We start from the raw sequence: 25,862 nt of genomic DNA on the forward strand, positions 1-25,862 counted from the left end.
TTGTGCGGGCTCAGCCGGCCCGGTCGGTGAGGCTGCGCCGCATGTCGACGATCCACTGCTTGTAGGCGACGTGGGAGGCGCGCAGTGCGTCGCCGGGCCAGTCGTCCGGGAGCAGCGCGGGCGGCAGCACCGGGTCCGCGAGCAGGTGACGGCCCGAGGTGGCGCACGCGGTGAACCGCAGCACCGGGTCGTCGGTCGCGGTCGCGTCGAGCAGTCGTCGCGCCGTCGTGGCCCAGGCGTCGAGGTCCCACAGGCGCGCGGCGAGCCCGGCCGGATCGGCGGCGGGCGTGGCGCCGGTGAACCGCTCGCACACCTCGGCGACCGACGCGGGCCAGGCCAGGTCGAGGTTGGCGGGCCTGGTCCACAGGCCCTCGCGCAGCTCGGCGAGCCGGAGCTCGCCGAGTGCGGTGCGCAGGTCGGCCCGGTCGCTCGCCGTCCGCCCGGCGGTGGTGACGGCGACCAGCTCCCAGGTGCCGTCCCAGGGCCGCAGCGACGGGTGGGCGGCCTCCTCCTGGCGGCGCTGCCGGACGACGAGGCGGTCGGACAGGCGGTAGGCGCCCTCGTCGTCGCGGACGACGTCGCCCGCCGCGGTCATCCGCGAGAGCGCGACCCGCACGGTCGGCTCGGCGAAGCCCACGACCGAGGCGGCGGTCACCAGCTCGCGGGTGGTCAGCCGCGGCACCTCGGCGCCGAGCAGCAGGGTGAGCAGCGCGGAGCGGGTGGAGACGGGCTTGAGATCAGGCATGACGCCCGCGATGTTACAGAAGCGCGACGGCTGGCGCCGAACTGTTGTGACCAATGTCTAACACTCTTGGCGCGGCTGTCGGTTCTGTGTAACGGTGCGGTCATGACGGAGACCATGGACAAGCGCCTCGCGGGGCGGACCCTGATGATGTCCGGCGGCAGTCGGGGGATCGGGCTGGCGATCGGGTTGGCGGCGGCGCGGGAGGGCGCCAACGTCGTGCTGCTCGCGAAGACCGACGTGCCGGACCCGCGGCTCCCGGGCACCGTTCACACGGCAGCCGCCGAGATCGAGGACGCCGGTGGTCAGGCGCTCGCCGTCGTCGGCGACGTCCGCGACGAGGCGTCGGTGGAGCAGGCCGTCGCGCGTGCCGTCGAGCGCTTCGGCGGCATCGACATCTGCCTCAACAACGCCTCCGCGCTCGCGCTCGAGGGCACCGAGGAGCTCCCGGTCAAGCGGTTCGACCTGATGACCCAGATCCAGCTGCGTGGCACCTACCTGCTCACCCGCGCCTGCCTGCCTCACCTGCGCAGGGGCACGAACCCGCACGTCCTCTCGCTCAGCCCGCCGCTCAACATGGCGCCGGAGTGGCTGGGCAAGCACCCGGCCTACACCCTGGCGAAGTACGGCATGTCGCTGCTGACCCTCGGCTGGGCGGCGGAGTACGCCGAGGCCGGGGTCGCGGCCAACTGCCTGTGGCCCGAGACCCTGATCGCCACCTCGGCCGTGCAGAACCTGCTCGGCGGCGAGGAGGCGATGCAGAAGGCCCGCACGCCCGAGATCATGGCCGACGCCGCGGTCGAGGTGCTCTCCCGGCCCTCGCGCCAGTACACCGGCAACGCGGTGCTCGACGTCGACGTGCTGCGCGAGGCGGGGGTGAGCGACCTGTCGTCGTACGGCGGCACGGGCGAGCTGGAGTACGACATCTTCGTGGACCCGCCGGCGGGCCGGACGGCCCGATGAGCGGCCCTCGCGACGCGTACGCCGCAACCCTCGGTGTCGACGTCGTCGGGTACGGCGGCGGGCGTGCCGAGGCGCGGGTCGAGGTCACCGCGGACCACCTCAACCCGCACGGCACCGCGCACGGCTCCTTCCTGTTCTCCCTGGCCGGCATCGCCCTGGCGGCGGCCGCCAACGACGCCGAGCACTCCGGGGTCGTGAGCGCGGTCCACATCGACTACGTGCGCCCGGCGCGCGTCGGGGACGCGCTGGTCGCCACGGCCGAGGTGGCCGAGCGTCTGGCCAAGGAGGACCTGTTCGTCATCCGGGTCACCCACGGCGAGGAGCTGGTAGCGCGCGCGACGGGCAGGGCCAACCGCCGCGCCCGGTAGCGCCTCAGCGCTCGAGCGCGAGCCGGAGCCGGGAGTGCCGACGCACGAGGATGCTCGGCACCCAGACGGCGGCGGCGTCCTCCGGACCGTCGAGCCGGAAGGACGTCGTCCGGGTGAGCAGCGTGTGGATCGCGACGGTGGCCTCGAGCCGGGCCAGGGCCGAGCCGACGCAGAAGTGGATGCCGCGGCCGAAGGCGAGATGCTGGCGCACGCCGTCGCGACCGAGGTCGACGGCGTCCGGCTCCTCGAACCGGGCCGGGTCGCGGTTGGCGGCGCCCCAGAGCAGGAGCAGGGTGCTGCCTGCCGGCAGGGCGACGCCGCCGAGCGTCGTGTCGGCGAGCACGTGCCGGTAGTGCCCCCGGAATGGGGACTCCAGCCGCAGGCACTCGTCGAGGAACGGGTCGAGCAGGTCCGGCTCGGCGCGCAGCCTGTTCTGCAGGCAGCGGTCGGTCGCGAGCCGGTGGGCGGCCGTCCCGAGCAGGCCGGCGGTGGACTCGCCGCCCGCGCCGACCAGCTGCAGCAGGACCAGGACCGCGGTCCCCGGCTCCAGCTCCCCGAGCTGGACGGCCAGCGCGAGCTCGCCCATCAGGTCGTCGCCCGGCCGGTCGAGCGCCGCATCGAAGCGCGCGGCGAGGTACGCGTGCAGTGCCAGCGACGCTCGGATCGTGGTGTCGAGCCGGTCCTGGTCGACCCAGCCACCGAGCATCTCGGTGCTGTCGTACGCCCAGCGCCGCAGGTCCGGCACGTCCTCGGCGCCGAGACCGATCAGCTCGGCGACCAGGGACAGCGGGAGCCGGTCGGCCATGTCGCGCGCCCAGTCGCCGCCGTCGCCCGAGAAGTGCGTCACCCAGAGCCGGTCGACCTGGTCGGTGACCGACGCCTCCAGGGCCCGGATCCGGCGGCCGATGGTGCCGAGGACCGCCGAGCGGTGGATCTGGTGGTTCGGGTCGTCGGCGGTGGCCAGGACCTGCTCGACCATGCCGCCGCCGTCCATCTGCAGGAGGGTGGCGGTGCCGTCGGGCCGGCGGAGCAGCACCGAGCGCAGGTGCGAGGAGTAGGTCTCCGGTGCGGCCAGCACCTCCTGGACCAGCTGCCACGACGAGACCAGGTGGACGTCGGTGCCGGCGACCCGGTGGACCGGGGAGCCGGACCGCAGCCGGGCGAGGGCCGGATACGGGTCGGCGACCAGCGCCGGGTCGAACACGTCGAACACGTCGAACATGGAGCCAGTGTCAGCCCGCCGGACCTGCGCGTCAGCAGAAGCGGGCAGGTCGGCGTCCCCGCTCAGAGCCAGCCGGCCAGCCCGAAGCCGACGGCGAGGACGAGGTCGACGGCCGCCATCGCGCCCACGACGGTGAACCGCTTGCGGTGGCTGTCCATGTCGAAGACGGTCGCGGCGATCCAGAAGAAGGTGCCGTAGCCGAGCACGACGATGGGGAGCAGGAACGGCTCACCCCAGTACCACCACGACCAGTGGAAGATCCCCGCGCGATGCAGCAGCACCTCGACGAAGACGCACACGCACGACCACCAGGTGACGAAGAACCACCGGTTGGGGATCCCCAGGATCCGCATCCCCTTGTCGGCCGGCAGGAACTTCACGAACTCGATGCCGCTGATGAGGAACAGGAACACGATCTCGATCGACCAGCCGATCAAGATCAGGTACGCCGTGTCGCCGGTGACCGTCCACAGCGGCGCGCGGTCGCTGAGGTGGAACCACGCCGAGTTCACCAGCTCGTTGAAGACGTCCATCAAGAAGAACGCCAGACCGGCAGCGACCACGTCGTACCGCTTGCGCTCGACCTCGTTGGCGTAGACGTACATGACGATCCCGAAGAAGGTCACGACGTACCAGTGCAGGTTCGAGGGGTCGCGCAGCATCGTCAGCGCCTCGCGGGCGGCGTCGGTCGGGACCAGGGGCGAGAGCAGCGTCGTCAGCAGGGGCGTCACGTCGACCGAACCTAGGACCGGCGTCCGGACCGCGGGGTGTCGTCCGCTCCACTGTGGGATGGTGCGGCTTGTGGAGATCTCCATCGAGCAGGCGATGCGCCCGCACCTCGACGCGATGTGGGCCGAGCGCGACCGGCTGGTGCGCCGGGTGACGGAGGCGGTCACCGGAAGCGTGCCGAGCTATGCGACGACGCCGTCGAGCGAGGTCTGGATCGGGATGACCCGGATCCTCGAGCGAGCCGCGCACGGCAACCCGTTCGGGCCGCCGAGCGAGGAGGACCGGCTCGCCGCGCTCGGCACCGGAGTCCAGGGCGCCGGCGCCGGGATCGCGGTCCATGACCTCGTCACCGCGGTGCTGCTGGGTGCCCGCGAGGTCGAGTACGACGTCCTCGACCGTGCGGCGCGGGCGGGCGTCGTGGCGGCGGACCTGCTCACCGCCTCCCGCGCGGCGCGGGTCTGGGCCGAGCAGGTGGCCGTGTGGGCGGCGCAGGGGCTGCAGGGCGCGCGGCCCGACGACGTCGAGGCGCACGTGCGGCACGAGCGGCTCGTGGCCGAGCTGACCGCGGGCGACCTCGACCTCGCCCGCGGCACCCTGGTGCGGCTCGGGCTCGATCCGGCGGCCCGGTGGCGTGCGGTCGCGGTGGTCGGTGGCGTGACGCCCGCGCTGCGGTTGGCCAACCACGGCGGGGTGTGGGGGACGAGCGCCGGGCTGGTGCCCGGGCCGGCGAGCGTGCCCCGAGAGCTGGTCGCCGGCGTCAGCGAGCCGGTGCCGTTCGACGCCCTGCCCGCCGCCTTGCGGGACGCGACCCGGGCCGCGCGGGTCGGGCTGCGGTTCGGTCGGTCCGGTGCGGTCAGCCTGGGCCAGCTCGGCCTGCTGGTCCCGCTGCACGAGGACCCGGCCCTCGCGGGCCGTCTGCGGGAGCGGTGGATCCAGCCGCTCGAGACCGAGCCGCGGCACGACCTGGTCCGGACCCTGGCTGCGTGGCTGGACCGCGACGGCCAGGTCGATGCCGTCGCCCGCGACCTGGCGGTGCACGCCAACACGGTGCGCAACCGGCTGGCCCGGACCGGCCGGCTGCTCGGCGACGACTGGCGCACGCCGCAGGGCCGCGCCGAGCTCTGGGCGGCGCTCCAGGTCGCCGGTACCGAACTTGTGGAAACCTCCATGAACTGAGCCAGCGAGTGCTGCGTTGAATGAGGACGCACCCGAGGGAGGCCCCATGCGACGTACCACCAGGCTCGTGCTGCCGCTGCTGCTGGCCGCACTGCTCGTCACGCCCTGGCGCGCGCCGGCCGTGCAGGCGACCGTCCGGGCCGACGGCGGTGGCGGGGAGATCGAGCTGCGCGACCTCCTCGCCCAGGTGCCGGGCATCGTGCACGCCCTGCTCGCCGGCCGCGCCGGGATGCTGCGCTGTCCGGTGCTGATCGGAGGCACCATCGGTCTGCCCGAGGGCGCGGGGGAGCCCGGTCGTCAGGGCACCGACACCGGCAACCCGCTGCGCGAGGGCGACCCGAGCGACGCACCGGCGAGCCTGCCCGAGCAGGTGGTCTTCCGCACCACCACGCAGACCTTCAACCGGCGCTACCAGTTCGCCCTCGAGGGCGGCACGGTCTGGTTCAAGTCCAACACCGAGGTCACCGGCATCCGGGAGCCCTGGACCCGCCTCGCGATGCCCGACTGCATCGCCGGCACGATCACCGCGATCTCCGCCGACGACGACGAGCTGATCGCCGTCGACCAGCAGCGCTGGATCTACGGCATGGACGGGGCGCTCAAGGCGTCGCCGTACTTCAACTGGTCGTTGCGCTGGGGGCCGCCGCTGTGGACCGGGCCCGGCCTCCAGCTGCCGGTCGGCATCAGCACCTGGTCGTGGTCGGTCGTCTCCCAGCTCGAGGACGGCACCTGGACCGACGACGCCGGCAACGCCCACCGCGTCGGCACCGGCAAGGTCTCCCACATCTGGACGCTGAGCCACGGCGGCCAGCGGCTCACCTACCTCGACCCCTGGCTCGCGTCCGACCTGAGCTACGAGATGTGCGGCCCGCTGCGCGGCCGGTTCCGCTCGGTCAACATGTCCGCCTCCGGCTCGACGGTCTTCGTCATCGGCCGGTACGGCGACCTCTACACGCGGCTCTACGACTTCGACATCGCGGGCGCGGACCCCGTGTTCTTCGACTACGCGTACGACGACCAGCGCGGTGTCGCGAACCCGAAGATCCAGCTCCCCTCACCCGCGTGGGTCCGCCAGCCGAAGGTGCCCGGCGCGATCACCGACCGGATCTCCATCCACAAGGTGGGTGCCGGTGCGACCGAGCGCGAGCTGCGGGTCGAGGGCCGCCGGGCCGGCGTCGTCGGCTACTGGCACAAGGACATCAGCGCCGATGCGTGGTCCTTCACCCCGACCGGCGGCACCCTGGCCGGCACACCGCTGGCGAACCCGGCCGGCGACACCTCGGGCCTCGGCCTGGCGCCGAGCGAGGACCGGACCTACGCGGGCTCCGTGCCCGGCGGCACCGTCACCATCGAGGACTTCAACACCTACTGCACGCCGGCGCGCGTCGACGTCCGGCTCACCACGGGCGAGACCTTCGCCCTGCGCCTGCACACGACCGACAACATCCGGCAGTTCCAGCGGGCCCGCGGGCTCGACGCGAACCCGCGGATGTTCAACGGGATGCTGGAGATCCCGCCGGCGCTGCGGGCGACCAAGGACCCGGAGATCTCGGCCTTCCTGGACCGGATCGGGACCGAGCGTTTCGTTCGCGCGAACCTCGACGGCACCACGGCGCAGCTGGTGTTCCGCAAGCAGCCGTGGCGGCTCAACCACCGCCCGTGAGCGCCCGCTCGGTGCCCAGGCTCGCCCGCGCCGCGGCGCGGGTGCCGGCCTCGCGCGACCCGGGCGCGGCGTGGCCGGCGTGCGCGGTGCCCTTCCAGGTGCCGCGGATGCCGTGGTCGCGCTGCATCCGGCCGAAGTAGTCGACCACCTCGACCTCGCGCGCCCGGATGGCGAGCTCGGTGGACGTGGGGCCCTCGGCCACCGGGGTGTCGGCCGCCACTGCCGCCGCCCGGGCGGAGGTGCGCGCCGCGGCGAGCCGCTCGCCGATGTGGTCGGCCCAGGCCTCGTAGAACGCCGCCCGCGCGGTGGACCCGTGCACCGGCTTGAGCTCCCAGCGCCGGCGCCGGGAGTTCCACACCTCGCGCTGGTCGGCCTTGTGGGCGCCCGAGCGCAGGTGGGCGTCACCGTCGGCGACCATCTGGGTCACCAGCGTCGCGTACAGCGCCTGGACCACGGCGATGTCGGACGGGAAGCCGTAGAGGGTGACCCGAGTGTTGCTCGTGTAGATCGCCACCCGCACGTCGTTGGCGCGCGCGATCTCCAGCACCAGCCGCACGTAGCGGGCCAGCGAGCGCTTGCCGGACTCGCCGATCAGCACCGTCTCCCAGGTCGGCTCCTCGCGCTTCTCCTCCGCCCCGGCCGTGGCCCGGGCGACGGCGAGCGCGATCTGGTGGCGAGTGGCCAGCGACTGCGCCTTCGCGAAGAAGGCCTCGCGCTCGGCGGCGTTGTCGGTGCGCTCCGCCTGGCGCAGCAGCCGACCGATTCGCAGCAGGGTCCGGTCCTCGCCGTCGACGCCGGTGTCGAGCCCGTGCAGCCGGTAGGCGGTGTGCAGCAGGTCGGCGAGCACCGGCATGCCGAGGTCCTCGAGCAGGCGCAGGAAGGTCGTGCGGAACTCCGGCCCGTGCCCGACCGGCCCGGCCAGGTGGTGGGCGACCTCGTGCAGGACCACTGCGGCCCGCAGCGACCACGCGCCGCCGACCTCGCGTGGCGGGATCGCCATCACGCCGCGGGCCGGCAGCTCGTCGTACTCGTAGTGGGCCCGGGTGTGGCCGCGGCGGGCACGCACCACGACCGGGACCCCGGCGAGGTCGCGGCCCGCGCCGTCGTCGTACGCGCTGCCGGTCGCGGCGAGGTGGGCCAGCACCTTGTCGACGAAGGCCTGGACGTGCGCGGGGTCGGTGAACCGGGGCTCGGTCTCGGGCTCGAAGGCCTGCAGCGCGCCGCCGACCTGGATCCGCAGCGGTTCGCCCGGCCGGCGCGCGGCCTCGTCGAGCCAGCCGGCGAACAGGTCCTCGGCGGCGTAGACCTCGTGGGTGTCGGGCATGCGCCCAGCCTGTCAGGCGGCCCCGACAGAACCGACGGAACCGACCGGGCCGGTCTGCAGCTCACCGCGGAGCCGGTCCCGCAGCTCGACCAGCTCGGTGATCGCCTCGACGAAGCGCACGGTGCTGTCGCCGACGCCGTTGTCGTCGAAGTAGTGGTGGCGCATCGCCGCACGCGCCATCCGGTGCTCGTCGTGCTCGAGCCGGTCGGTGAGCAGCTCGGTGAGGCCGGCCAGCTCCTCGGTGTCGATCACGTCGGCGCATCGGCTCACGGGCACCTCCTGGCGCAGCCGCTCGGCGTCGTGGTGCCGGTCGGTGATCAGGATCGGCTTGTCGGTCTGCAGGTAGAGCCAGTCCAGGCCGACCGAGGAGACGTCGGTGACCATGGCGTCGCAGCCCGGGAAGACCGCGAGGATGTCGCCCTGCCAGACGGCGGCGTGGCCGGCCGCGGGGTCGCGCTCGGCGGCCCGCTCGACCAGCTCGAGGATCGCCTGGTGCGCCTCGCGGATCGCGGGCGTGAGGCTGGTCGTGACCTTCGGGTGCGGCTTGTAGACGAGCCGGACGTCCGGGACCGCCAGGATGGAGCGGACGATCTCGACGCCGAAGACGTCGACCGACGTGTAGTCGTTGTACTCCGCGTCGCCCTCCCAGGTCGGCGCGTAGAGGACGGTACGACGCTCGCTCGCCGGCAGCAGCGGAGCGGGACGCAGGTCCAGCTGGGGGCGGCCGATCCGGACCAGCCGGTCCTCGTCGAGCTCCATCAGCCCGGCCCGGTGGCGCTGCACGGCGGCCTCGCCGGCGACGAACACCCGGTCGTAGGCCTTCGCGTTGTTCGACACCATCGACTGCTTGTCGCTCTCGCCGTGGTTGATGTGCACGTGCAGCATCCGCCCGTCGAGCAGCGAGTTGAAGTTGAGCATCGAGTTGTTGCAGTAGACGACGACCTTGGGGTCGAGCTCGTCGTACGTCGCCGCGAGGTCGGCGAAGCCGGGCGCGAAGTGGACGGGCAGCGAGGTGCGCTCCTCGACGATCGCGCGGGTCTGCGGGTCGCGCGTCAGGATGCCCACGGGATGGGTGTCATCGAGCCGTTCCAGCACCGGGATCCACTGGAGGAGCTGGTAGACCCGGGTCGGGTCGTCGGCGAAGTAGGCGATGACGTGGGGCTTCTGCACCGGCGGATACTACGGCCACGAATGGTGGGTGGACGAACCGTCGGACCCGCGTGAATGTTGCGTTTCGGTAACCTCTGCCGGTGCCCGATCTCCGGCGACCGCTCCGCCGCCTCCTGAACCGGTCCGTCCACGCTGCCTGGCGCTGGGCCGAGCGCGTGGGCGACGTCTCGCCGGACAGCGCGCTGGCGCGCCGGTTCGGGACCTTCGGGCCGGGCGCCTGCCTGGCGTTCCCGCTCTCCGACGTGGTCAACCCGAGCGCGATCCACGTCGGTCGCGACACCTTGATCGGCAAGTACGCCACCCTCTCGGTCGGCTACGGCCCGACCCAGGAGGTGCTGCCCGAGCGGGGCCTGGTGGTTGGTGAGCGCTGCGTGCTCGGCGCCCGGATCACCATCACCGCGCACGAGTCCATCGCGATCGGCGACGACGTCTGGTTCGGCCAGGACGTCTTCATCTCCGACGCCAGCCACGGCTACACCGACCCCGAGGTGCCCGTGGGGCTCCAGTTCGGCGCCCACCAGCCGGTCTCGATCGGCTCGGGCAGCTGGATCGGCCACGGCGCGATGATCCTTCCCGGTACGACGATTGGGCGGAACGTGGTCGTCGCGGCCGGGTCCGTGGTGCGGGGCGACGTGCCGGACCACGCTGTCGTGGGCGGGGTGCCGGCCAAGCTGATCCGGCGGCTCGACGCCGACGGCAGCTGGGCCCGGGTGCGCTCGGACGCGCCTACCCTGACCTCATGAGCCGGATCGAGGAGTTCGCGCGCTTCGTCGGCGTCCCGGGTGACTACGACGACCTGTGGGCCTGGTCGGTCCGCGACCTCGACGCGTTCTGGTCGGGCGTCGCCCGCCACCTGGGCTTCGACCTGCCGGGCCCGGTGCTCGCGCAGGAGCGGATGCCGGGCGCGGTCTGGTTCCCGGAGGCCCGGGTCAGCTACGCCGCGGCGATCCTCGACGGCCGGCCGGACCACGAGGTCGCCGTCGTCGGCGTGACCGAGGACCCGGATGCGACCGTCGAGCTGACCTGGGGCGAGCTGCGCCGGCGTACGGCGAGCCTGGCTGCGACCCTGCGGCGGCTCGGCGTGGGGGAGGGCGACCGGGTGGTCGGCTTCCTGCCCAACACCCCCGACGCGGTCGTCGCGCTGCTCGCCATCGCGAGCCTGGGCGCGGTCTGGTCGGTGTGCGGCATGGACTACGCCGCCTCGGCGGCGCGCGCCCGCTTCGAACAGCTCGACCCGGTGGTGCTGGTGCACGCGTCGTCGTACGTGCACCAGCAGAAGGTGCACGACCGCAGCGAGGTTGTCGCCGAGCTGGTCGCCGCGCTGCCCACGGTGCGGGCGGTACTGGAGGTCGGCAGCCCCGCCTGGGACGCGGCGCTCGCGGCCGACGTCCCCTTCGAGCCGGTCGCCGTCGCCTTCGACCACCCGTTGTGGGTGCTGTTCTCCTCCGGCACCACCGGGAAGCCGAAGGGCATCGTCCACGGCCACGGCGGCGCGCTGCTGGAGCAGGCCAAGGTCGCGGCGTACCACTTCGACCTCGGCCCGGGCCAGCGGCTCTTCTGGCACACCACGCCCTCCTGGATGATGTGGAACTTCGTCGTCGGCGGACTGCTGACCGGCGCCTCCGTCGTCACGTACGACGGCAGCCCGGCCCATCCGACGACCGACGGCCTGTGGGCGCTGGCCGCCCGCCACGGGGTGAGCGTCGTCGGGATGAGCCCCGGCTACGTGGCCGCCTGCCAGAAGGCGCGGGTGGGACCGGCTCGGCACGACCTCTCCCGGCTGCGGCGGGTCGGCATCTCGGGGTCGACGTTCCCGGCGACGAGCCACGAGGCGCTGCAGGCCGAGCTCGGCCCGGACGTGCAGATCTGCTCGATCAGCGGCGGCACCGACGTGGTCAGCGCCTTCGTCGGCTCGGCGCCGACCCTGCCGGTGTGGCCCGGTGAGCTGTCGCGGCCCTGCCTCGGCGTCGCGCTCGACGCCTTCGACCCGGCGGGCCGGCCGGTGCGCGGCGAGGTCGGCGAGCTGGTCGTGACCCGGCCGATGCCCTCGATGCCCCTCTACTTCTGGGGCGACGAGGACGGCAGCCGCTACCACGACGCCTACTTCGACACCTATCCCGGCGTGTGGCGGCACGGCGACTGGATCACCCTGACCGACCACGGCTCGGTCGTCATCCACGGCCGGTCCGACGCCACGCTGAACCGCAACGGCGTCCGGATGGGCAGCGGGGACATCTACGAGCCGGTCGAGGCGCTGCCCGAGGTCAGGGAAGCCCTCGTGATCGGCCTGGAGGAGCCGGACGGCGGCTATTGGATGCCGCTGTTCGTCGTCCTCGCGGACGGCGTGGAGCTCGATGCCGAGCTCGATGCCCGGATCCGCGACGCCGTGCGCACCCAGGCCTCGCCGCGGCACGTGCCCGACGTCGTGATCGCCGCCCCCGGCATCCCGCACACCCGCACGGGCAAGAAGCTCGAGGTGCCGGTCAAGAAGGTGCTCGGGGGTCAGGAGCTCGGGGGCTCGTACGACCCCGGTAGTGTGGACGACCCAGAGTTGATCGACTGGTACCGAACCGTGGGCAGGAGCCGCAGAACCCGATGACCGCCTGGCTACTGCTGGGGCTCGCCATCCTCCTCGTGCTCGCGTGCGGACTCTTCGTCGCAGCGGAGTTCGCGTTCGTCACCGTCGACCGCGGCCAGGTCGACCGGGCCGCGGCGAGCGGCGACGCCGCCGCGCTCGGCCTGCAGAAGGCGCTGCGCTCCCTGTCCACCCAGCTGTCCGGTGCGCAGGTCGGCATCACGATCACCAACCTCGCCATCGGCTTCCTCGCCGAACCCGCGATCGCCGAGCTGCTCCGCGCTCCGCTGGAGTCGGTCGGCGTCGCCGACAGTGCCGTGCGCCCGGTCGGCGTGGCGCTGGGCCTGACCCTGAGCACCCTGCTCACGATGCTCATCGGCGAGCTGGTGCCCAAGAACGTCGCGATCGCGCTGCCGATGACCACCGCCCGGCTCACCCAGCGACCGATGCGGGTCTTCACCGCCGCCGCCCGCGGCCCGATCAAGGTGCTCAACGGCAGCGCCAACGCGATCGTGCGCCGCTTCGGCGTCGAGCCGCAGGAGGAGCTGCGCTCCGCCCGCAGCTCGACCGAGCTGGCCTCCCTCATCCAGCACTCCGCCGACGAGGGGACCCTCGACGCCGACACCGCCGAGCTGATGGAGCGCTCGGTCGAGTTCGGGACCCGCACCGCCGGCGAGATCATGACGCCGCGGGTGCGGACCCGTTCGCTCGACATCAACGACCGCGCCAGCGCGGTGATCGCCCTGGCCCGCGAGTCCGGCAACTCCCGGTTCCCGGTCCTCGACGAGACCGACGCCGTGGTCGGCACCGTCCACGTCAAGAACGCCGTCGCCCTGCCGCTCCACGAGCGCGCCACCACCAAGGTCAAGCACCTGATGGCGAAGCCGATCCTGGTGCCGGACACGCTGCGCCTCGACCCGCTGCTCGCGCTGCTGCGTGCCGACGGCTTCCAGATGGCCATCGTCCTCGACGAGTACGGCGACCACGCCGGCATCGTCACCCTCGAGGACGTGATCGAGGAGATCGTGGGTGACATCGCCGACGAGCACGACCGGCTCGGCGCCCGCGCCCGCCTGCGCCGCGACGGGACCTGGTCGCTGTCCGGCCTGCTGCGGCCCGACGAGGTCGAGGACCTCACCGGGATCGAGCTCCCCGAGAGCGAGGACTACGACACGGTGGCCGGTCTGGTGCTGAAGCTGCTCGGCCGGATCCCGCAGACGGGCGACGCGGCCGTCGTACCGCTGCCGGAGGCGGGCGAGGACGACGAGGAGCCGGTCCGCCGCGCTGTGCTGAGCGTCGACCACATGGACGGCCTGCGGATCGACCGGATCTCGTTGCGCGTCGAGCCTGCCGAGGGGGTCGGCACCGATGGGTGACTTCGGCGGCGTGCTGCTCGCGGTCGTCCTGCTGGCCGCCAACGCCTTCTTCGTCGGCGCGGAGTTCGCCCTCATCTCCGCGCGCCGAAGCCAGATCGAGCCGCGGGCCCAGGCCGGGTCGCGGACGGCCCGGATCACCGTGGCGGCGATGGAGCGGGTCTCGGAGATGATGGCCGGCGCGCAGCTCGGCATCACGATCTGCTCGCTCGGCCTCGGTGCCGTCGGCGAGCCGGCACTGGCCCACCTGGTCGAGCCCGTCTTCCACGAGTTGCACGTGCCCGAGGACTGGCTGCACCCGGTCGCCTTCGTGCTCGCGATGACGATCGTCGTGTTCCTCCACGTCGTGCTCGGCGAGATGGTGCCGAAGAACATCGCCATCGCGGGGCCCGACCGGGCGGCCCTGATCCTGGGCCCGCCGATGTACGGCATCGTCACCGTGCTCCGCCCGGTGATCATCATGATCAACGCGCTCGCCAACGCGATCCTGCGCCTGCTGCGGATCGAGCCCAAGGACGAGATCGGCAGCACCTACACCCGCGAGGAGGTCGCCGCACTGGTCGAGGAGTCCCACGGCGAGGGCCTGCTCGCCGAGGACGAGTACGACCGGCTCTCCGGAGCCCTCGGCTTCACCGAGAAGACCGTCGCCGAGGTGATGATGCGGCCCGACTCGCTGGCCACGGTCGTACGCGGCTCCACCGGCGCCGACGTCGAGGCGCTGTGCGCCGCCACCGGCTTCAGCCGCTTCCCGGTCGTCTCCGCGGCCGAGGGCGACGCCAGCGACGGCGGTGACGGCGGGGGAGCGCCGATCGACCTGATCGGCTACCTCCACATCAAGGACGTGCTCGAACCCGACGAGGAGCGCCGTGAGCGCCCGGTGGCCGACCGCTGGATCCGCCCGTTCGCCACCGTCACCGACGACACGCTGCTGCACGACGCGCTCGAGGTGCTCCAGCGCCGCGGCGCCCACATGGCCCGGGTCGTCGACCCCGCGGGGACGACGCTCGGCGTGGCAGCCCTCGAGGACGTGATCGAGGAGCTGGTCGGCGAGATCCGCGACGCCGCCCACTCCGAGGAGTCCTCGGCCCCGTGAGCGCACCGACGCCGTCCTCCGCCACTACAGTGTCGTCCGTGGCTGCTCACCGGGTGCTGACGCTGCCCAACCTGATCAGCCTCCTGCGGCTGCTCGGCGTCCCCCTGTTCCTCTGGCTGGTGCTCGGCCCGGAGGCGGACGTCCTCGCGCTGGTCGTCCTCATGGCCTCGGGCGTCACCGACTTCCTCGACGGCTGGCTGGCGCGCAAGCTCGACCAGACCACCGAGCTCGGCCAGCTTCTCGACCCGATCGCCGACCGGCTCTACATCCTCGCCGTCGTCGTCGGCCTCGCGATGCGCGACATCATCCCGTGGTGGGTGGCGCTGTGCCTGCCGCTGCGCGACGTGCTGCTGTGGGGCCTGGTGCCGCTGCTGCGCACCCGCGGCTACAGCGCGCTGCCGGTGCACTTCCTCGGCAAGGCCGCCACCTTCAACCTGCTCTACGCCTTCCCGCTGCTCCTGCTCGGCGACGGCGAGGGCACGGTCGCGACCCTGGCGCAGGTGTTCGGCTGGGCGTTCGCGTTGTGGGGGATCGGGCTCTACTGGTGGGCCGGGGTGCTCTACGCCTGGCAGGTCCGCAAGCTGCTGGCCACCACCGAGCGACGCACCCATGCCTGACACCCTCGACCGGTCCCGGACGCCGCTGCTCACCCTGATCACCCAGGAGGCGATCGACCGCGACTACCAGGTCGCGGCGTCGCGCGCCGCCGCAAGGGGAGAGGGCGCAGACGCAGCGCGCGGACCGCGACACGGCTACCGGGTCGGCGTGGTGGTCGTCGTCGGGCTGTTCGCGATGCTCGTGACCGTCGCCGGCGTGCAGACCTCGCAGAACGCCGACGTCGACGACGCGAGCCGGGCCAGCCTGATCGAGCGGATCGAGACGCGCCGCGCCACGGTGCGCCGGCTGCAGGACGAGCTCGCCCAGCTGCGGGCCGCCAACGCCTCGGCCGAGAGCGCGCTGCGCTCCCTCGGCCGCCGGTATGGCGACGTGCGGGCCCGCCGTTCCCAGCTCGGCGCGCTGACCGGCTGCGCCCCGGCGACCGGCTCGGGCGTCCGGCTGAGGCTCGACAACCCGTCGTACGCCGGCGCCGCCGAGCAGCTGCGCGACTCCGACCTCGCGCTGGTCGCCGACGGCCTCTGGGCGGCCGGCGCCGAGGCGGTCGCGATCAACGGCCAGCGCCTCAACGCCCACGGCGGGATCACCAACGTCGGCGAGGCGGTCGAGGTCAACGGGGTCGGAGTCGCACCGCCGTTCACGGTGCTGGCCATCGGTGACCGCCGGACGCTGGCGTCGAAGTTCGCCGACTCGCAGGCCGGCCTGCGCTTCCTGGCGCTGGCCCGGCAGTACGGGTTCGAGCAGAAGATGGACAATGTGGACGACCTCCACCTGCCTGCCGCGCCCGCCGCGCTGTGCCAGCTACGGTCGGCGGAGAACGATCAGATCAAGCCCCAGGGGCAGCAGGGAGGTGACGGGCCGTGATCGCGGTTCTCGGACTCGTCGTGGGTGTGGTCCTCGGCTTCGTGTTCCAGCCCGACGTGCCCCGTTCGGTCGAGCCCTACCTGCCGATCGCGGTGGTGGCCGCGCTCGATGCCGTGTTCGGTGCGCTGCGCGCCTACCTCGACGGGATCTTCGACGACAAGGTCTTCGTCGTGTCCTTCCTCAGCAACGTGGTGATCGCCGCCGGCATCGTCTACCTCGGTGACCGCCTCGGCGTCGGTGGCCAGCTCTCGACCGGCGTCATCGTCGTCCTCGGGATCCGGATCTTCACCAACGTCGCCGCCATCCGCAGGCACATCTTCCATGCCTGAGGAAGTGCCCGAGCAGGCCCCGGTCGACCGGCTGAAGGCCGCGCTGCTGCGCCCCTCGCGCAAGCAGCTCGTCGCTGCGGCCCTCCTCGCCCTGCTCGGCTTCGCTGCGGTCACCCAGGTCCGCACGGCCGGCACCGACGACACCTACGCCGGGCTGCGCGAGCAGGAGCTGATCGACCTCCTCAACGGCCTGGCCGGCACCCGGCAGCGCACCGAGACCGAGATCGACCGGCTCGAGGAGGTCGCTGCCGGCCTCAAGGACGACTCGTCGCGACGGCAGACGGCGCTCGACCAGGCCGATGCCGAGGTCGACGACCTCAACATCCTGGCCGGCCTGGTGCCGGTGACCGGGCCGGGGCTGCGGGTGACGATCGAGGAGCAGGACGGCCGGGTCCGGCTCGGCTCACTGCTCGACACCATCCAGGAGCTGCGCACCGTCGGCGCCGAGGCGATCGAGATCAACGGCGCCGTGCGGGTCGTGGCCCAGACCTCGTTCACCGAGACCGACGGCGGCTTCCTCATCGACGGCGAACGGATCGAGGCGCCATACGTCGTCGTGGCGATCGGTGAGCCCGGCACGCTCGCCAACGCGATGACCTTCGCGCTGGGACCCAAGAAGCAGCTCGAGGACGACGGCGCCGTCGTCGGCGTCCAGGAGCTGCGCACCGTCGACATCGAGTCCGTGGTGCGACGCGACCGGCCTTCGTATGCCGTTCCGGACCAGGGGCAGTAGCCTTCGGGCCATGACGAACCCCGCGGACCTGAAGTACACCGTCGAGCACGAGTGGCTGCGGCAGCCCGGCGAGAGCGCCGGCTCGGTGCGGGTCGGGATCACCGACTACGCCCAGGACGCACTCGGCGACATCGTCTACGTCTCGCTCCCCGAGGTCGGTGGCACCGTCACCGCGGGCGAGTCCTGTGGTGAGCTGGAGTCCACCAAGTCGGTGAGCGACGTCTACGCCCCCGTCAGCGGCGAGGTCGTGGCGGTCAACGAGGCCCTCGACGCCACCCCCGAGCTCGTCAACACCGACCCGTACGGCGCCGGCTGGCTCTTCGAGGTCGTCCCCGCCGACGGCGCGGACCTCGACGGCCTGCTCGACGCCGCGGCCTACGAGGCCCAGCTCGACAACTGATCCGGTAGGTTCGTAGTAGACCCACCGTGAGGAGCCACTGATGCCGTTCTGCACCGCCTGTGGTCGGCAGAACCCCGATGACGCCCGCTTCTGCTCGCAGTGCGGGAGCCGCCTGGTCGCGCCCGAGCCGGCGCCGATGACCGACGCCACCGCGACGATCCAGTTCGGCGCTGGTGCCGGCGCCGGTGCCGGTGAGCAGACGTCCGACCGCGCGCTCAGCCCTGTCGACGCTGCGGCGGTCGACGCCCTGCCGGTCGGGCACGCGCTGCTCGTGGTCCAGAAGGGACCGGGCTCCGGCAGCCGGTTCCTGCTCGACGCCGACGAGGTGAGCGCCGGTCGCCACCCGGAGAGCGGCATCTTCCTCGACGACGTCACGGTCTCGCGCCGCCACGCGGTCTTCCGCCGCGACGGCGACACCTTCACCGTGGAGGACGCGGGCAGCCTCAACGGCACCTACGTCAACCGGGACCGGATCGAGAAGGTCCAGCTCAAGGACAGCGACGAGGTCCAGGTCGGCAAGTACCGCCTGGTCTTCTTCGCGGGCCACGAGAGCGCCTGAGCATGACCGCTGCCGTCGCTCGGGGCGAGCGGGAGCCACGGCTCAACATCGGCCAGGTGCTCGACCGCCTGCGCGCCGACTTCGAGGACATCAGCATCCCCAAGATCCGGTTCCTCGAGGCCGAGGGCCTGGTGAAGCCGGAGCGCACGCCCGCCGGGTACCGCAAGTTCTCCGAGGCCGACATCGAGCGGCTGCGCTACATCCTGCGGATGCAGCGCGACCACTACCTGCCGCTCAAGGTCATCGGTGAGCACCTCGACGCGATCGACCGCGGCCTCAACCCGCCGGAGCCGGAGCCGGTCGTGCCGACGGTGCCGATCGTCGCGCTCGGCGCTGACGGGCTGCCCGCCCCCGAGTCGTTCCGCCGTACCGACCGGTTGCGGCTCTCGCGCAAGGAGCTGGTCAAGGTGGCCGAGATCGACGAGGACCTCCTCGGGCAGCTCGAGGCGTTCGCGCTGATCAACCCGTCGCCGACCGGTCACTACGACACCGACGCGCTGGTGATCGCCCAGACCGCCCGCGAGCTCGCCGACTACGGCATCGAGCCGCGTCACCTGCGCGCGTTCCGCACGGCCGCCGACCGCGAGGTCGGCCTGCTGAAGCAGGTGGTCGTTCCACGAAGAGGTCGCGATGCCGGCGCGAGTGCCCGGGCCGAGGAGGCGGTCAGCGAGATCGCCGCCCTGTCGGTGCGGCTGCACGCGACCCTGGTCAAGGCGGGGCTGCGCCGCATCTGAGGCTCCACCCCACGCAGTAGGCTGGACGCATGCGCGAGGTCGACGTGATGGGTGTTCGGGTGGAGATGCCCTCCAACCAGCCGATCGTGCTGCTTCGGGAGGTGGCCGGGGACCGCTACCTGCCGATCTGGATCGGCGCGGTCGAGGCGACCGCGATCGCGTTCGCCCAGCAGGGCGTCGTGCCACCGAGGCCGCTGACCCACGACCTGCTCCGCGACGTGCTGAGCGCCACCGGCAACGAGCTGAGCGAGGTCCGGATCACCGACGTCCGCGACGGCGTCTTCTACGCCACGCTGGTCTTCGCCTCCGGGGTCGAGGTCAGCGCGCGGCCCTCCGACTCGATCGCGCTCGCGCTGCGCACCGGCACCACGATCTACTGCTCGGAGGACGTCCTGGCCGAGGCCGGCCTGGCCGCACCGGCCGAGGAGGAGGACGAGGTCGAGGCGTTCCGCGAGTTCCTCGACCACGTCTCGCCGGAGGACTTCGGCGCCGAGGGCTGACCGGCCGGAGCGTGGAGATTTCCTCAGGCTCAGGCTGAGGATGAGGGTTTTCGGCGACACGCCCGCTCATGTCTTTGACCGGCCCGACACCGGCGCCGTACCTTGAAGAGGTCGGAATGACACCCGTGCAACGCGCCGTGCCCAACGTCTGAGCCCATGGAGGCCCCGTGAACGAGCAGCCAGAGAAGACCGGTCAGGACGTGACCGCGGCGACTGCTGCTGCGGAGGAGCAGGGCCTGCTGTTCACCGACGACGTGTCGCCGCTGCCGAGCGACCTCGGCTACCGCGGTCCGACCGCGTGCAACGCCGCGGGCATCACCTACCGCCAGCTCGACTACTGGGCCCGAACCGGCCTGATCGAGCCGAGCGTGCGCGGCGCCAAGGGCTCCGGCTCGCAGCGGCTCTACAGCTTCCGCGACATCTTGATCCTCAAGATCATCAAGCGGCTGCTCGACGCCGGCATCTCGCTGCAGAACATCCGCACGGCGGTCAGCCACCTGCGCGAGCGCGGCACCGACGACCTGACCCAGGTCACCTTGATGAGCGACGGTGCCTCGGTCTACGAGTGCACCAGCAACGACGAGGTCATCGACCTCCTCCAGGGTGGCCAGGGCGTGTTCGGCATCGCGATCGGCGGTGTGTGGCGCGAGATCGAGGGCACCCTCGCCGAGCTGCCCAGCGAGCACGCCAACGTGTCGGAGCAGGACGGTCCGGTCGCGGGCGACGAGCTCGCGGCGCGGCGCGCTGCCCGCAACGTGGGGTAGCCTGTACTCGCTGTTGATGCTGCACGGGAGAGTCAGGCCCCGTGCCTGCGCCGAAGGGGCAATCCCTCCCCGGAACCTCTCAGGCGCCAGGACCGTGCGGAGCAGGCAACTCTGAAGGCGCAGTGACGCGCTGACAGAGGGGGAGGGCTCGATTCACCTCATCGACCCGACCCGAGGAGCATCCCTGCTCATGAGCGCACCCTTCGTCACCCGTCACATCGGCCCGGACGACGCCCAGGTCGAGACCATGCTCGACCGTCTCGGCCACGCCTCGCTCGAGGCGCTGATGGACGCTGCCGTCCCGAAGTCCATCCGCTCCTCCGACCCGCTGGGACTGCCGGCCGGCGTCGACGAGGAGACCGCCGCAGCCGACCTGCGGGCGCTCGCGGGTGCCAACGTCCCCGGCGAGTCGATGATCGGCCTCGGCTACCACGCGACCGTGACCCCGGCGGTGATCCGGCGCAACGTGCTCGAGGACCCGAGCTGGTACACCGCGTACACGCCCTACCAGCCGGAGATCTCGCAGGGCCGCCTCGAGGCGCTGATCAACTTCCAGACCATGGTCGCCGACCTGACCGGCCTGCACACCGCCGGCTCGTCGTTGCTCGACGAGGGCACCGCCGCGGCCGAGGCCGTCGCGCTGGCCCACCGCGCCAACCGCAAGGCCGAGGGCCCGTTCGTCATCGACGCAGACGCCCTGCCGCAGACCCGCGACGTCGTCGCCACCCGGTGCGAGGGCCTCGGCATCGAGATCGTCGTCGCCGACCTGACCGACGGCCTGCCCGAGGGCCCGGTGTCCGGCGTGCTGGTCCAGTATCCCGGCGCCTCCGGCCGGGTCGCCGACATCAAGCCGCTCATCGACGCGGCCCACGAGCACGGCGGCCTGGCCGTCGTCGCCGCCGACCTGCTCGCGCTCACCCTGCTCGAGGCGCCCGGCGCGCTCGGCGCCGACGTCGTCGTCGGCTCCGCCCAGCGCTTCGGCGTGCCGCTGTTCTACGGCGGCCCGCACGCCGGCTTCATGGCCGTGCGCGAGGGCCTCGAGCGGCAGATGCCCGGCCGCCTGGTCGGCGTCTCGGTCGACGCCGAGGGCCGCCCGGCTTACCGGCTCGCGCTGCAGACCCGCGAGCAGCACATCCGTCGCGACAAGGCGACGTCCAACATCTGCACAGCTCAGGTGCTGCTCGCCGTGACCGCCGGCATGTACGCCGTCTACCACGGTCCCGCGGGCCTGCGGATGATCGCCGGCGACATCCACGGGCTGGCCCGCCGCGCCGCCGCGTCCTTCGCGGCAGCCGGCCTCGAGGTCGTCAACGAGACCTTCTTCGACACCCTCACCGTCCGGGTGCCCGGCCGCGCCGAGTCCGTGGTCGCCGCCGCCCGCGAGGCCGCGATCCACGTGCGCCTCGTCGACGCCGACACCGTCGGCATCTCCTTCGGCGAGACCGCCGGCGAGGCCACGCTGGCCGCCGTCCTCGGCGCCTTCGGCGTGAGCGAGGTGTCGGCCGAGGGCGACGCCGGCCTGCCCGAGGACCTCGAGCGCACCACCGAGTTCCTCACCCACCCGGTGTTCAACACCCACCACAACGAGACCTCGATGCTGCGCTACCTCGCGCGGCTCTCGAACCGCGACTACGCGCTCGACCGCGGCATGATCCCGCTCGGCTCGTGCACGATGAAGCTCAACGCCACCACCGAGATGGAGCCGATCTCGCTGGCCGGCTTCGCCAACCTGCACCCGTTCGTGCCGGCCGGCGACGCCGACGGCTACCGCCAGCTGATCGACCAGCTCGAGGGCTGGCTGGCCGCGGTGACCGGCTACGACCGCGTCTCCATCCAGCCCAACGCCGGCGCCCAGGGTGAGTACGCCGGCATGCTGGCGATCCGCAACTACCACCGGGCCAACGGCCAGGGCCAGCGCGACGTCTGCCTGATCCCGTCCTCGGCGCACGGCACCAACCCGGCCTCGGCGGTGATGGCCGGCATGAAGGTGGTCGTCGTCAAGGCCAACGACGACGGCACCGTCGACCTCACCGACCTGCGCGCCAAGTGCGAGCAGCACTCCGAGACGCTGGCCGCGATCATGGTCACCTACCCGTCGACGCACGGCGTCTACGAGGAGACCATCACCGAGCTGTGCGACCTGGTCCACGAGTACGGCGGTCAGGTCTACATCGACGGCGCCAACTTCAACGCCCTGCTCGGCTACGCCGCGCCCGGCAAGTTCGGCGGCGACGTCTCGCACCTCAACCTGCACAAGACGTTCTGCATCCCGCACGGCGGCGGTGGCCCGGGCGTCGGCCCGGTCGCGGTGCGCGCCCACCTGGCGCCGTACCTGCCCACGCACCCGCTGCACCCCGACGCCAGCCGCCGCGAGGGCACCGGTGCGATCAGCGCCGCGCCGTTCGGCTCGGCCGGCATCCTGCCGATCTCGTGGGCCTACATCCGGATGATGGGCGGCGAGGGCCTGACCCGCGCCACCGCCGTCGCGGTGCTCTCGGCCAACTACGTCGCCGCCCGGCTCGGCGAGCACTTCCCGGTGCTCTACCGCGGCGAGTCCGGGCTGGTCGCCCACGAGTGCATCCTCGACCTGCGTCCGATCACCGCGCAGACCGGCGTCTCAGTCGACGACGTCGCCAAGCGGCTCGTCGACTACGGCTTCCACGCCCCGACCATGTCCTTCCCGGTCGCCGGCACGCTGATGGTCGAGCCCACCGAGTCCGAGGACCTGGCCGAGCTGGACCGGTTCTGCGACGCGATGATCGCCATCAAGGGCGAGATCGACCGTGTCGCCGCCGGCGAGTGGGACGTCGACGCGTCGCCGCTGCACCACGCCCCGCACACCGCCCGTGCGCTCGTCGGCGAGTGGGACCGCGCCTACTCCCGTGAGGTCGCCGTCTTCCCGGCCGGCATCTCGCCCGACAAGTACTGGCCGCCGGTGGCCCGCATCGACCAGGCCTACGGCGACCGCAACCTGGTGTGCGCCTGCCCGCCGATGGACGCCTACGCCGAGTGAGACCTCGGTGAGCGGCCACGACGACGCGCTGGCCTCGTTGCAGGCCGCGGGCCGGCTGCCGTCCGTCTCGGCGGCGGTCGCCCGCGGCGGCACACCGGTCTGGCAGGGCTGCCTGAACGTCCTGCCCGACCGCGCGGTGACCAGCGCGTCGGCGTACCGGATCGGGTCGATCACCAAGACCCTCACCGCCGTCCTCGTGCTGCAGCTGCGCGACGAGGGACGGCTCGCGCTCGACGACCCGATCGGCCGGTTCGTGCCGGAGACGGGCTACGCGTCCGCGACGGTGCACGACCTGCTCGCCCACACCGCCGGCCTGCAGAGCGAGCCGGTGGGCGCGTGGTGGGAGCGGGTCGACGGCGGTGCCGTCGCCGAGCTGCTGGAGGCCAACGACGGCTCCGGCCGAGTCGCGGCGGCGGGGGAGTACTACCACTACTCCAACCTGGGCTTCGCGCTCCTCGGCGAGGCGGTCGCGCGGCTGCGCGGCGCACCCTGGTGGCAGGTCGTGCAGTCCCGGTTGCTCGCCCCGCTCGGCATGGGCGCGACGTCGTACGACCCGCCGGCCGACCACGCACCCGGCCGCAGCGTCGACCACTTCGCCCACACGCTGAGCGCCGAGCCGCACTCCGACACCCGGGCCATGGCCCCGGCCGGGCAGCTGTGGAGCACTGTCGGCGACCTGCTCGTCTGGGCCGACTTCCTGGCCACCGGCCACCCCGACGTGCTGGCCAGCGCGACCCTCGCCGAGATGGCGCGGCCGGCGACGCCGGCCGAGGCCTACGGCCTCGGGCTGCGCGTCCTGCACGCCCACGGGCGCACCCTGGTCGGTCACACCGGCTCGATGCCCGGCTTCCAGGCGTCGCTGTTCGTCGACCGGTCGACCCGGGACGCGGTCGTCGCGCTCGCGGACTCGACCACCGGCCTCGGTGCCGAGCAGGTGCCGAGCCGCTTCCTGGCAGCCGGCGACGGAGCGCCGGTGGCGGGCCCGGTGACACCGTGGCGCCCGTCGCCCCGCCCCGTGCCGGCCACCGTCGGCGACGTGCTCGGCATCTGGTTCTGGGGCCACACCGGCTTCAGCATCGAGTGGCGCGACGCGGAGCTGCAGGTCCGCGACCTGCGCACCGGCAGTCTCGAGGAGCGCCTCCGGCCCGAGGGTGAGGTCTTCGTCGGCACCGATGGCTATCACCGCGGCGAGACCCTGTACCCGCGCCGGCGTGCCGACGGGAGCCTCAGCCACTTGGAGTGTGCGACCTTCGTCTGGACGCGGACGCCGTACGACCCCCAGGCGCCGATCCCTGGGGGTCCTGCCCCGCAGGCGTGACCGGAGGGGCATGATGCTCCCGTGAACGAGAACACGTTCCAGTTCGCCTGGTTCCAGCAGTCCGCCGCCGGCTTCGACCCGCTCCCGCTCGCGCAGAGCCTGTGGCGCGCGGACCAGATGCACGGCGTCGCCGTCAGCGGGCTGCTCGCCCGCGCGCTCGAGCACGCCGTGACCGAGGCCGGTCGGACCGGCCTGGTGCCGGCGCGCTACCACGTGGACCTGTTTCGCCCGGCCCGGATGATCACCACCACGGCGTCGGCGCGGATCGTGCGCGAGGGGCCGCGACTGGTGCTGCTGGACGCCGTGGTCGAGCAGGAGGGCGCGGTGGTCGCCCGTGCGGGTGCCACCTTCCTCGCCCCGTCGGCCGACGCCGCCGGCGAGGTCTGGACCGCGCCGGGGGAGCGGCCGACTCCGCCGCCTGCGGACCTGCTGCCGACGCCAGGCGAGCACCACGTGCCGTGGTTCGCCAGCGCCGCACCGTGGTCGGACGACTTCGGCGACCACCAGAACGGCGGCCGGCACCAGACCTGGCAGACCGCCGTCCCGATCGTGTACGGCGAGGAGTGCACCCCGTTCCAGGCCGTGGCCTCGATCGCGGACGCCACGAGCATGGTCACCAACTGGGGCAGCCGCGGCGTCGAGCACATCAACACCGACATCGACCTCGCCCTCAGCCGGCTCCCCGACAGCACCCGGCTCGGGCTGCGTGCGGCCGACCACGTGTCGTCGGCCGGCATCGCCGTGGGCACCGCGGAGGTGTTCGACGCCACCGGCGTCATCGGCACGGCCACCATCACCTCGCTGGCCAACACCCGCCGCACGGTCGACCTGTCCGGCGGGGTGGAGCCGCGCGGTGCGGTCTAGCGAGTCGGTGGACCGCGCGGCTCCGCTTCCCTCCACTCAGGAGCGGTCGCTGGAGTCGCCGGACATCACGACGTAGAACCGCTTGCGGGCGTCCGGACCGGTCACGGATCCGTCGCTGTTGCGGGGGCTGACCACGAAGTGGCTGGTCGTGTTGGTGCCCGCGGGAGCGCACGCGACGACGCCGGCCAAGCCGCACACGGACGCGGAGATCTCTCCCGCGAACTCCGGATTGGCGTCGGCCCCCGGCGCGCGCCCGTTGGTGATCATGTCGCCGTTCTGGTCGAGCTGGTTCTGCAGGGCGATGACCGTGACGATCGCGTTGTTGCGCAGGTCCTCACCGGCGCTGATGTAGACGTTGCCTGCCGCCCGCAGCGAGTTGTCGGCCGGGGGCGCCGCCGTGTTCGCGAGGACGGGATACGCGGCTGCGACGGCGAACCCGCCGGACTGTGCCTCGATCTGACCTGCTGCGTTGACCAGGAGCCATCGGCCGGAGTCGGCGATGTCCTTGCGGACGCCAGCGGCCAGGTCCTTCGCCCGAACGGTGCCATTCTTCAGGTCCTTCCCCCGAAGAGCGCCGTCGCGGACGTCGACGGACCGCACGGAGCCGTCCCGGATGTCGGCAGACCCGATCTGGACCGCGGCGTAGGACGTGCCGCCGAGGGCGACGACGAGTGCCGTGACCGCAACGGCGAACGAGGGCGTAGGTGGACGAAGACGCATGGTGGACCTCCGGGAGGGAGCGGATGGATGTCCCTCTTGCTTCGGAGCCGA

26 protein-coding genes and 1 riboswitch are annotated in these 25,862 nt (G+C 72.6%); of the genes, 20 read left to right on the top strand and 6 right to left on the bottom strand.

Annotated elements, in window-relative coordinates; genetic code table 11:
* Positions 1 to 10: 10 nt before the first annotated feature.
* A complete protein-coding gene (locus KU893_RS21565) occupies positions 11 to 745 on the bottom strand; it encodes a PaaX family transcriptional regulator C-terminal domain-containing protein (RefSeq protein WP_246593019.1) in 735 nt (244 codons plus the stop codon).
* A 102-nt stretch (positions 746 to 847) separates the two neighbouring features.
* Here KU893_RS21565 and KU893_RS21570 point away from each other — a divergent pair, with 102 nt between their 5' ends.
* On the top strand, positions 848 to 1,705 hold the full coding sequence (locus KU893_RS21570; RefSeq protein WP_246593020.1) for an SDR family oxidoreductase: 858 nt from the start codon (positions 848 to 850) through the stop codon (positions 1,703 to 1,705).
* Positions 1,702 to 2,073 carry a hotdog fold thioesterase gene (locus KU893_RS21575; RefSeq protein WP_218236660.1) on the top strand — a complete coding sequence of 124 codons (372 nt, stop codon included), beginning with the start codon at positions 1,702 to 1,704 and terminating at the stop codon, positions 2,071 to 2,073. Before KU893_RS21570 ends, KU893_RS21575 begins: the two co-directional genes overlap by 4 nt.
* Positions 2,074 to 2,077: 4 nt before the next feature.
* Here the strand turns inward: KU893_RS21575 and KU893_RS21580 are convergent, their stop codons facing one another.
* Positions 2,078 to 3,295, bottom strand: coding sequence for a cytochrome P450 (locus KU893_RS21580; RefSeq protein ID WP_218236663.1), 1,218 nt, complete (start codon positions 3,293 to 3,295; stop codon positions 2,078 to 2,080).
* A gap of 62 nt (positions 3,296 to 3,357) precedes the next feature.
* Complete coding sequence (locus tag KU893_RS21585) at positions 3,358 to 4,026, bottom strand: AF_1327 family membrane protein (RefSeq protein ID WP_218236665.1); 669 nt, start codon at positions 4,024 to 4,026, stop codon at positions 3,358 to 3,360.
* Positions 4,027 to 4,096: 70 nt separating this feature from the next.
* Here KU893_RS21585 and KU893_RS21590 point away from each other — a divergent pair, with 70 nt between their 5' ends.
* Positions 4,097 to 5,200 carry a PucR family transcriptional regulator gene (locus KU893_RS21590; RefSeq protein WP_218236667.1) on the top strand — a complete coding sequence of 368 codons (1,104 nt, stop codon included), beginning with the start codon at positions 4,097 to 4,099 and terminating at the stop codon, positions 5,198 to 5,200.
* Between the two features lie 46 nt (positions 5,201 to 5,246).
* On the top strand, positions 5,247 to 6,863 hold the full coding sequence (locus KU893_RS21595) for a hypothetical protein (RefSeq protein WP_218236669.1): 1,617 nt from the start codon (positions 5,247 to 5,249) through the stop codon (positions 6,861 to 6,863).
* On the opposite strand, the gene KU893_RS21600 is transcribed toward KU893_RS21595, so the two are convergent.
* Entirely contained in the window at positions 6,847 to 8,187 is a 1,341-nt protein-coding gene (locus tag KU893_RS21600) for a DUF7168 domain-containing protein (protein ID WP_218236672.1), read from the bottom strand. The genes KU893_RS21595 and KU893_RS21600 overlap by 17 nt on opposite strands.
* Positions 8,188 to 8,199: 12 nt before the next feature.
* Complete coding sequence (locus KU893_RS21605) at positions 8,200 to 9,357, bottom strand: CDP-glycerol glycerophosphotransferase family protein (RefSeq protein WP_218236674.1); 1,158 nt, start codon at positions 9,355 to 9,357, stop codon at positions 8,200 to 8,202.
* 80 nt (positions 9,358 to 9,437) lie between these two features.
* On the opposite strand from KU893_RS21605, the gene KU893_RS23405 reads away from it, so the two are divergent.
* The 16 genes from KU893_RS23405 to KU893_RS21685 all read left to right on the top strand — a co-directional run bounded on the left by KU893_RS23405 (position 9,438) and on the right by KU893_RS21685 (position 25,091).
* Positions 9,438 to 10,100 carry an acyltransferase gene (locus KU893_RS23405; RefSeq protein ID WP_308167239.1) on the top strand — a complete coding sequence of 221 codons (663 nt, stop codon included), beginning with the start codon at positions 9,438 to 9,440 and terminating at the stop codon, positions 10,098 to 10,100.
* Entirely contained in the window at positions 10,097 to 11,956 is a 1,860-nt protein-coding gene (locus tag KU893_RS21615) for an acetoacetate--CoA ligase (RefSeq protein ID WP_218236677.1), read from the top strand. The genes KU893_RS23405 and KU893_RS21615 overlap by 4 nt, the downstream gene beginning before the upstream one ends.
* Positions 11,953 to 13,308: a hemolysin family protein gene (locus KU893_RS21620; RefSeq protein ID WP_218236679.1), complete on the top strand. Its 1,356-nt coding sequence runs from the start codon at positions 11,953 to 11,955 to the stop codon at positions 13,306 to 13,308. Before KU893_RS21615 ends, KU893_RS21620 begins: the two co-directional genes overlap by 4 nt.
* Positions 13,301 to 14,398 carry a hemolysin family protein gene (locus KU893_RS21625; protein ID WP_218236681.1) on the top strand — a complete coding sequence of 366 codons (1,098 nt, stop codon included), beginning with the start codon at positions 13,301 to 13,303 and terminating at the stop codon, positions 14,396 to 14,398. The genes KU893_RS21620 and KU893_RS21625 overlap by 8 nt, the downstream gene beginning before the upstream one ends.
* A 38-nt stretch (positions 14,399 to 14,436) precedes the next feature.
* Positions 14,437 to 15,015 carry a cardiolipin synthase ClsA gene (gene clsA, locus KU893_RS21630; RefSeq protein WP_257441522.1) on the top strand — a complete coding sequence of 193 codons (579 nt, stop codon included), beginning with the start codon at positions 14,437 to 14,439 and terminating at the stop codon, positions 15,013 to 15,015.
* Positions 15,008 to 15,877, top strand: coding sequence for a DUF881 domain-containing protein (locus KU893_RS21635; protein ID WP_218236683.1), 870 nt, complete (start codon positions 15,008 to 15,010; stop codon positions 15,875 to 15,877). The genes clsA and KU893_RS21635 overlap by 8 nt, the downstream gene beginning before the upstream one ends.
* Entirely contained in the window at positions 15,874 to 16,206 is a 333-nt protein-coding gene (locus KU893_RS21640) for a small basic family protein (RefSeq protein ID WP_141798851.1), read from the top strand. The genes KU893_RS21635 and KU893_RS21640 overlap by 4 nt, the downstream gene beginning before the upstream one ends.
* Positions 16,199 to 16,939, top strand: a complete 741-nt coding sequence (locus tag KU893_RS21645; RefSeq protein ID WP_218236686.1) for a DUF881 domain-containing protein — start codon at positions 16,199 to 16,201, stop codon at positions 16,937 to 16,939. The genes KU893_RS21640 and KU893_RS21645 overlap by 8 nt, the downstream gene beginning before the upstream one ends.
* Before the next feature lie 10 nt (positions 16,940 to 16,949).
* The gene (gcvH, locus tag KU893_RS21650; RefSeq protein ID WP_218236688.1) at positions 16,950 to 17,339 is read left to right on the top strand and encodes a glycine cleavage system protein GcvH; all 390 of its coding nucleotides are present in this window, start codon (positions 16,950 to 16,952) and stop codon (positions 17,337 to 17,339) included.
* A gap of 40 nt (positions 17,340 to 17,379) precedes the next feature.
* Complete coding sequence (locus tag KU893_RS21655) at positions 17,380 to 17,898, top strand: FHA domain-containing protein (RefSeq protein ID WP_218236690.1); 519 nt, start codon at positions 17,380 to 17,382, stop codon at positions 17,896 to 17,898.
* A gap of 2 nt (positions 17,899 to 17,900) precedes the next feature.
* Complete coding sequence (gene ftsR / locus KU893_RS21660) at positions 17,901 to 18,632, top strand: transcriptional regulator FtsR (protein ID WP_218236692.1); 732 nt, start codon at positions 17,901 to 17,903, stop codon at positions 18,630 to 18,632.
* Positions 18,633 to 18,661: 29 nt separating this feature from the next.
* Positions 18,662 to 19,132 (top strand): bifunctional nuclease family protein, encoded by a 471-nt coding sequence (locus tag KU893_RS21665; RefSeq protein ID WP_218236695.1) that lies wholly within the window; start codon positions 18,662 to 18,664, stop codon positions 19,130 to 19,132.
* Between the two features lie 167 nt (positions 19,133 to 19,299).
* Entirely contained in the window at positions 19,300 to 19,896 is a 597-nt protein-coding gene (locus KU893_RS21670) for a MerR family transcriptional regulator (RefSeq protein WP_308167240.1), read from the top strand.
* A 14-nt stretch (positions 19,897 to 19,910) separates the two neighbouring features.
* Positions 19,911 to 20,001, top strand: a riboswitch (glycine riboswitch).
* A gap of 85 nt (positions 20,002 to 20,086) precedes the next feature.
* Positions 20,087 to 22,909 (top strand): aminomethyl-transferring glycine dehydrogenase, encoded by a 2,823-nt coding sequence (gene gcvP / locus KU893_RS21675; protein WP_218236697.1) that lies wholly within the window; start codon positions 20,087 to 20,089, stop codon positions 22,907 to 22,909.
* Between the two features lie 7 nt (positions 22,910 to 22,916).
* On the top strand, positions 22,917 to 24,227 hold the full coding sequence (locus KU893_RS21680; protein WP_218236700.1) for a serine hydrolase domain-containing protein: 1,311 nt from the start codon (positions 22,917 to 22,919) through the stop codon (positions 24,225 to 24,227).
* 21 nt (positions 24,228 to 24,248) lie between these two features.
* On the top strand, positions 24,249 to 25,091 hold the full coding sequence (locus KU893_RS21685; RefSeq protein WP_257441521.1) for an acyl-CoA thioesterase domain-containing protein: 843 nt from the start codon (positions 24,249 to 24,251) through the stop codon (positions 25,089 to 25,091).
* Positions 25,092 to 25,127: 36 nt separating this feature from the next.
* Here KU893_RS21685 and KU893_RS21690 read toward each other — a convergent pair whose 3' ends face one another.
* The gene (locus KU893_RS21690; protein WP_218236702.1) at positions 25,128 to 25,811 is read right to left on the bottom strand and encodes a hypothetical protein; all 684 of its coding nucleotides are present in this window, start codon (positions 25,809 to 25,811) and stop codon (positions 25,128 to 25,130) included.
* Positions 25,812 to 25,862: the final 51 nt, after the last annotated feature.

Origin of the sequence: Nocardioides daeguensis (assembly GCF_019192965.1) — a bacterium.
Classification (GTDB): Bacteria; Actinomycetota; Actinomycetes; order Propionibacteriales; family Nocardioidaceae; genus Nocardioides; species Nocardioides daeguensis.

Bases quoted from the DNA above. Each gene is read 5' to 3' on its own strand.
- KU893_RS21565 (WP_246593019.1), bottom strand. From the start codon at position 745: ATGCCTGATCTCAAGCCCGTCTCCACCCGCTCCGCGCTGCTCACCCTG.
- KU893_RS21570 (WP_246593020.1), top strand. From the start codon at position 848: ATGACGGAGACCATGGACAAGCGCCTCGCGGGGCGGACCCTGATGATG.
- KU893_RS21575 (WP_218236660.1), top strand. From the start codon at position 1,702: ATGAGCGGCCCTCGCGACGCGTACGCCGCAACCCTCGGTGTCGACGTC.
- KU893_RS21580 (WP_218236663.1), bottom strand. From the start codon at position 3,295: ATGTTCGACGTGTTCGACGTGTTCGACCCGGCGCTGGTCGCCGACCCG.
- KU893_RS21595 (WP_218236669.1), top strand. From the start codon at position 5,247: ATGCGACGTACCACCAGGCTCGTGCTGCCGCTGCTGCTGGCCGCACTG.
- KU893_RS21600 (WP_218236672.1), bottom strand. From the start codon at position 8,187: ATGCCCGACACCCACGAGGTCTACGCCGCCGAGGACCTGTTCGCCGGC.
- KU893_RS21615 (WP_218236677.1), top strand. From the start codon at position 10,097: ATGAGCCGGATCGAGGAGTTCGCGCGCTTCGTCGGCGTCCCGGGTGAC.
- KU893_RS21620 (WP_218236679.1), top strand. From the start codon at position 11,953: ATGACCGCCTGGCTACTGCTGGGGCTCGCCATCCTCCTCGTGCTCGCG.
- KU893_RS21625 (WP_218236681.1), top strand. From the start codon at position 13,301: ATGGGTGACTTCGGCGGCGTGCTGCTCGCGGTCGTCCTGCTGGCCGCC.
- KU893_RS21635 (WP_218236683.1), top strand. From the start codon at position 15,008: ATGCCTGACACCCTCGACCGGTCCCGGACGCCGCTGCTCACCCTGATC.
- KU893_RS21645 (WP_218236686.1), top strand. From the start codon at position 16,199: ATGCCTGAGGAAGTGCCCGAGCAGGCCCCGGTCGACCGGCTGAAGGCC.
- gcvH (WP_218236688.1), top strand. From the start codon at position 16,950: ATGACGAACCCCGCGGACCTGAAGTACACCGTCGAGCACGAGTGGCTG.
- KU893_RS21655 (WP_218236690.1), top strand. From the start codon at position 17,380: ATGCCGTTCTGCACCGCCTGTGGTCGGCAGAACCCCGATGACGCCCGC.
- ftsR (WP_218236692.1), top strand. From the start codon at position 17,901: ATGACCGCTGCCGTCGCTCGGGGCGAGCGGGAGCCACGGCTCAACATC.
- KU893_RS21665 (WP_218236695.1), top strand. From the start codon at position 18,662: ATGCGCGAGGTCGACGTGATGGGTGTTCGGGTGGAGATGCCCTCCAAC.
- gcvP (WP_218236697.1), top strand. From the start codon at position 20,087: ATGAGCGCACCCTTCGTCACCCGTCACATCGGCCCGGACGACGCCCAG.
- KU893_RS21690 (WP_218236702.1), bottom strand. From the start codon at position 25,811: ATGCGTCTTCGTCCACCTACGCCCTCGTTCGCCGTTGCGGTCACGGCA.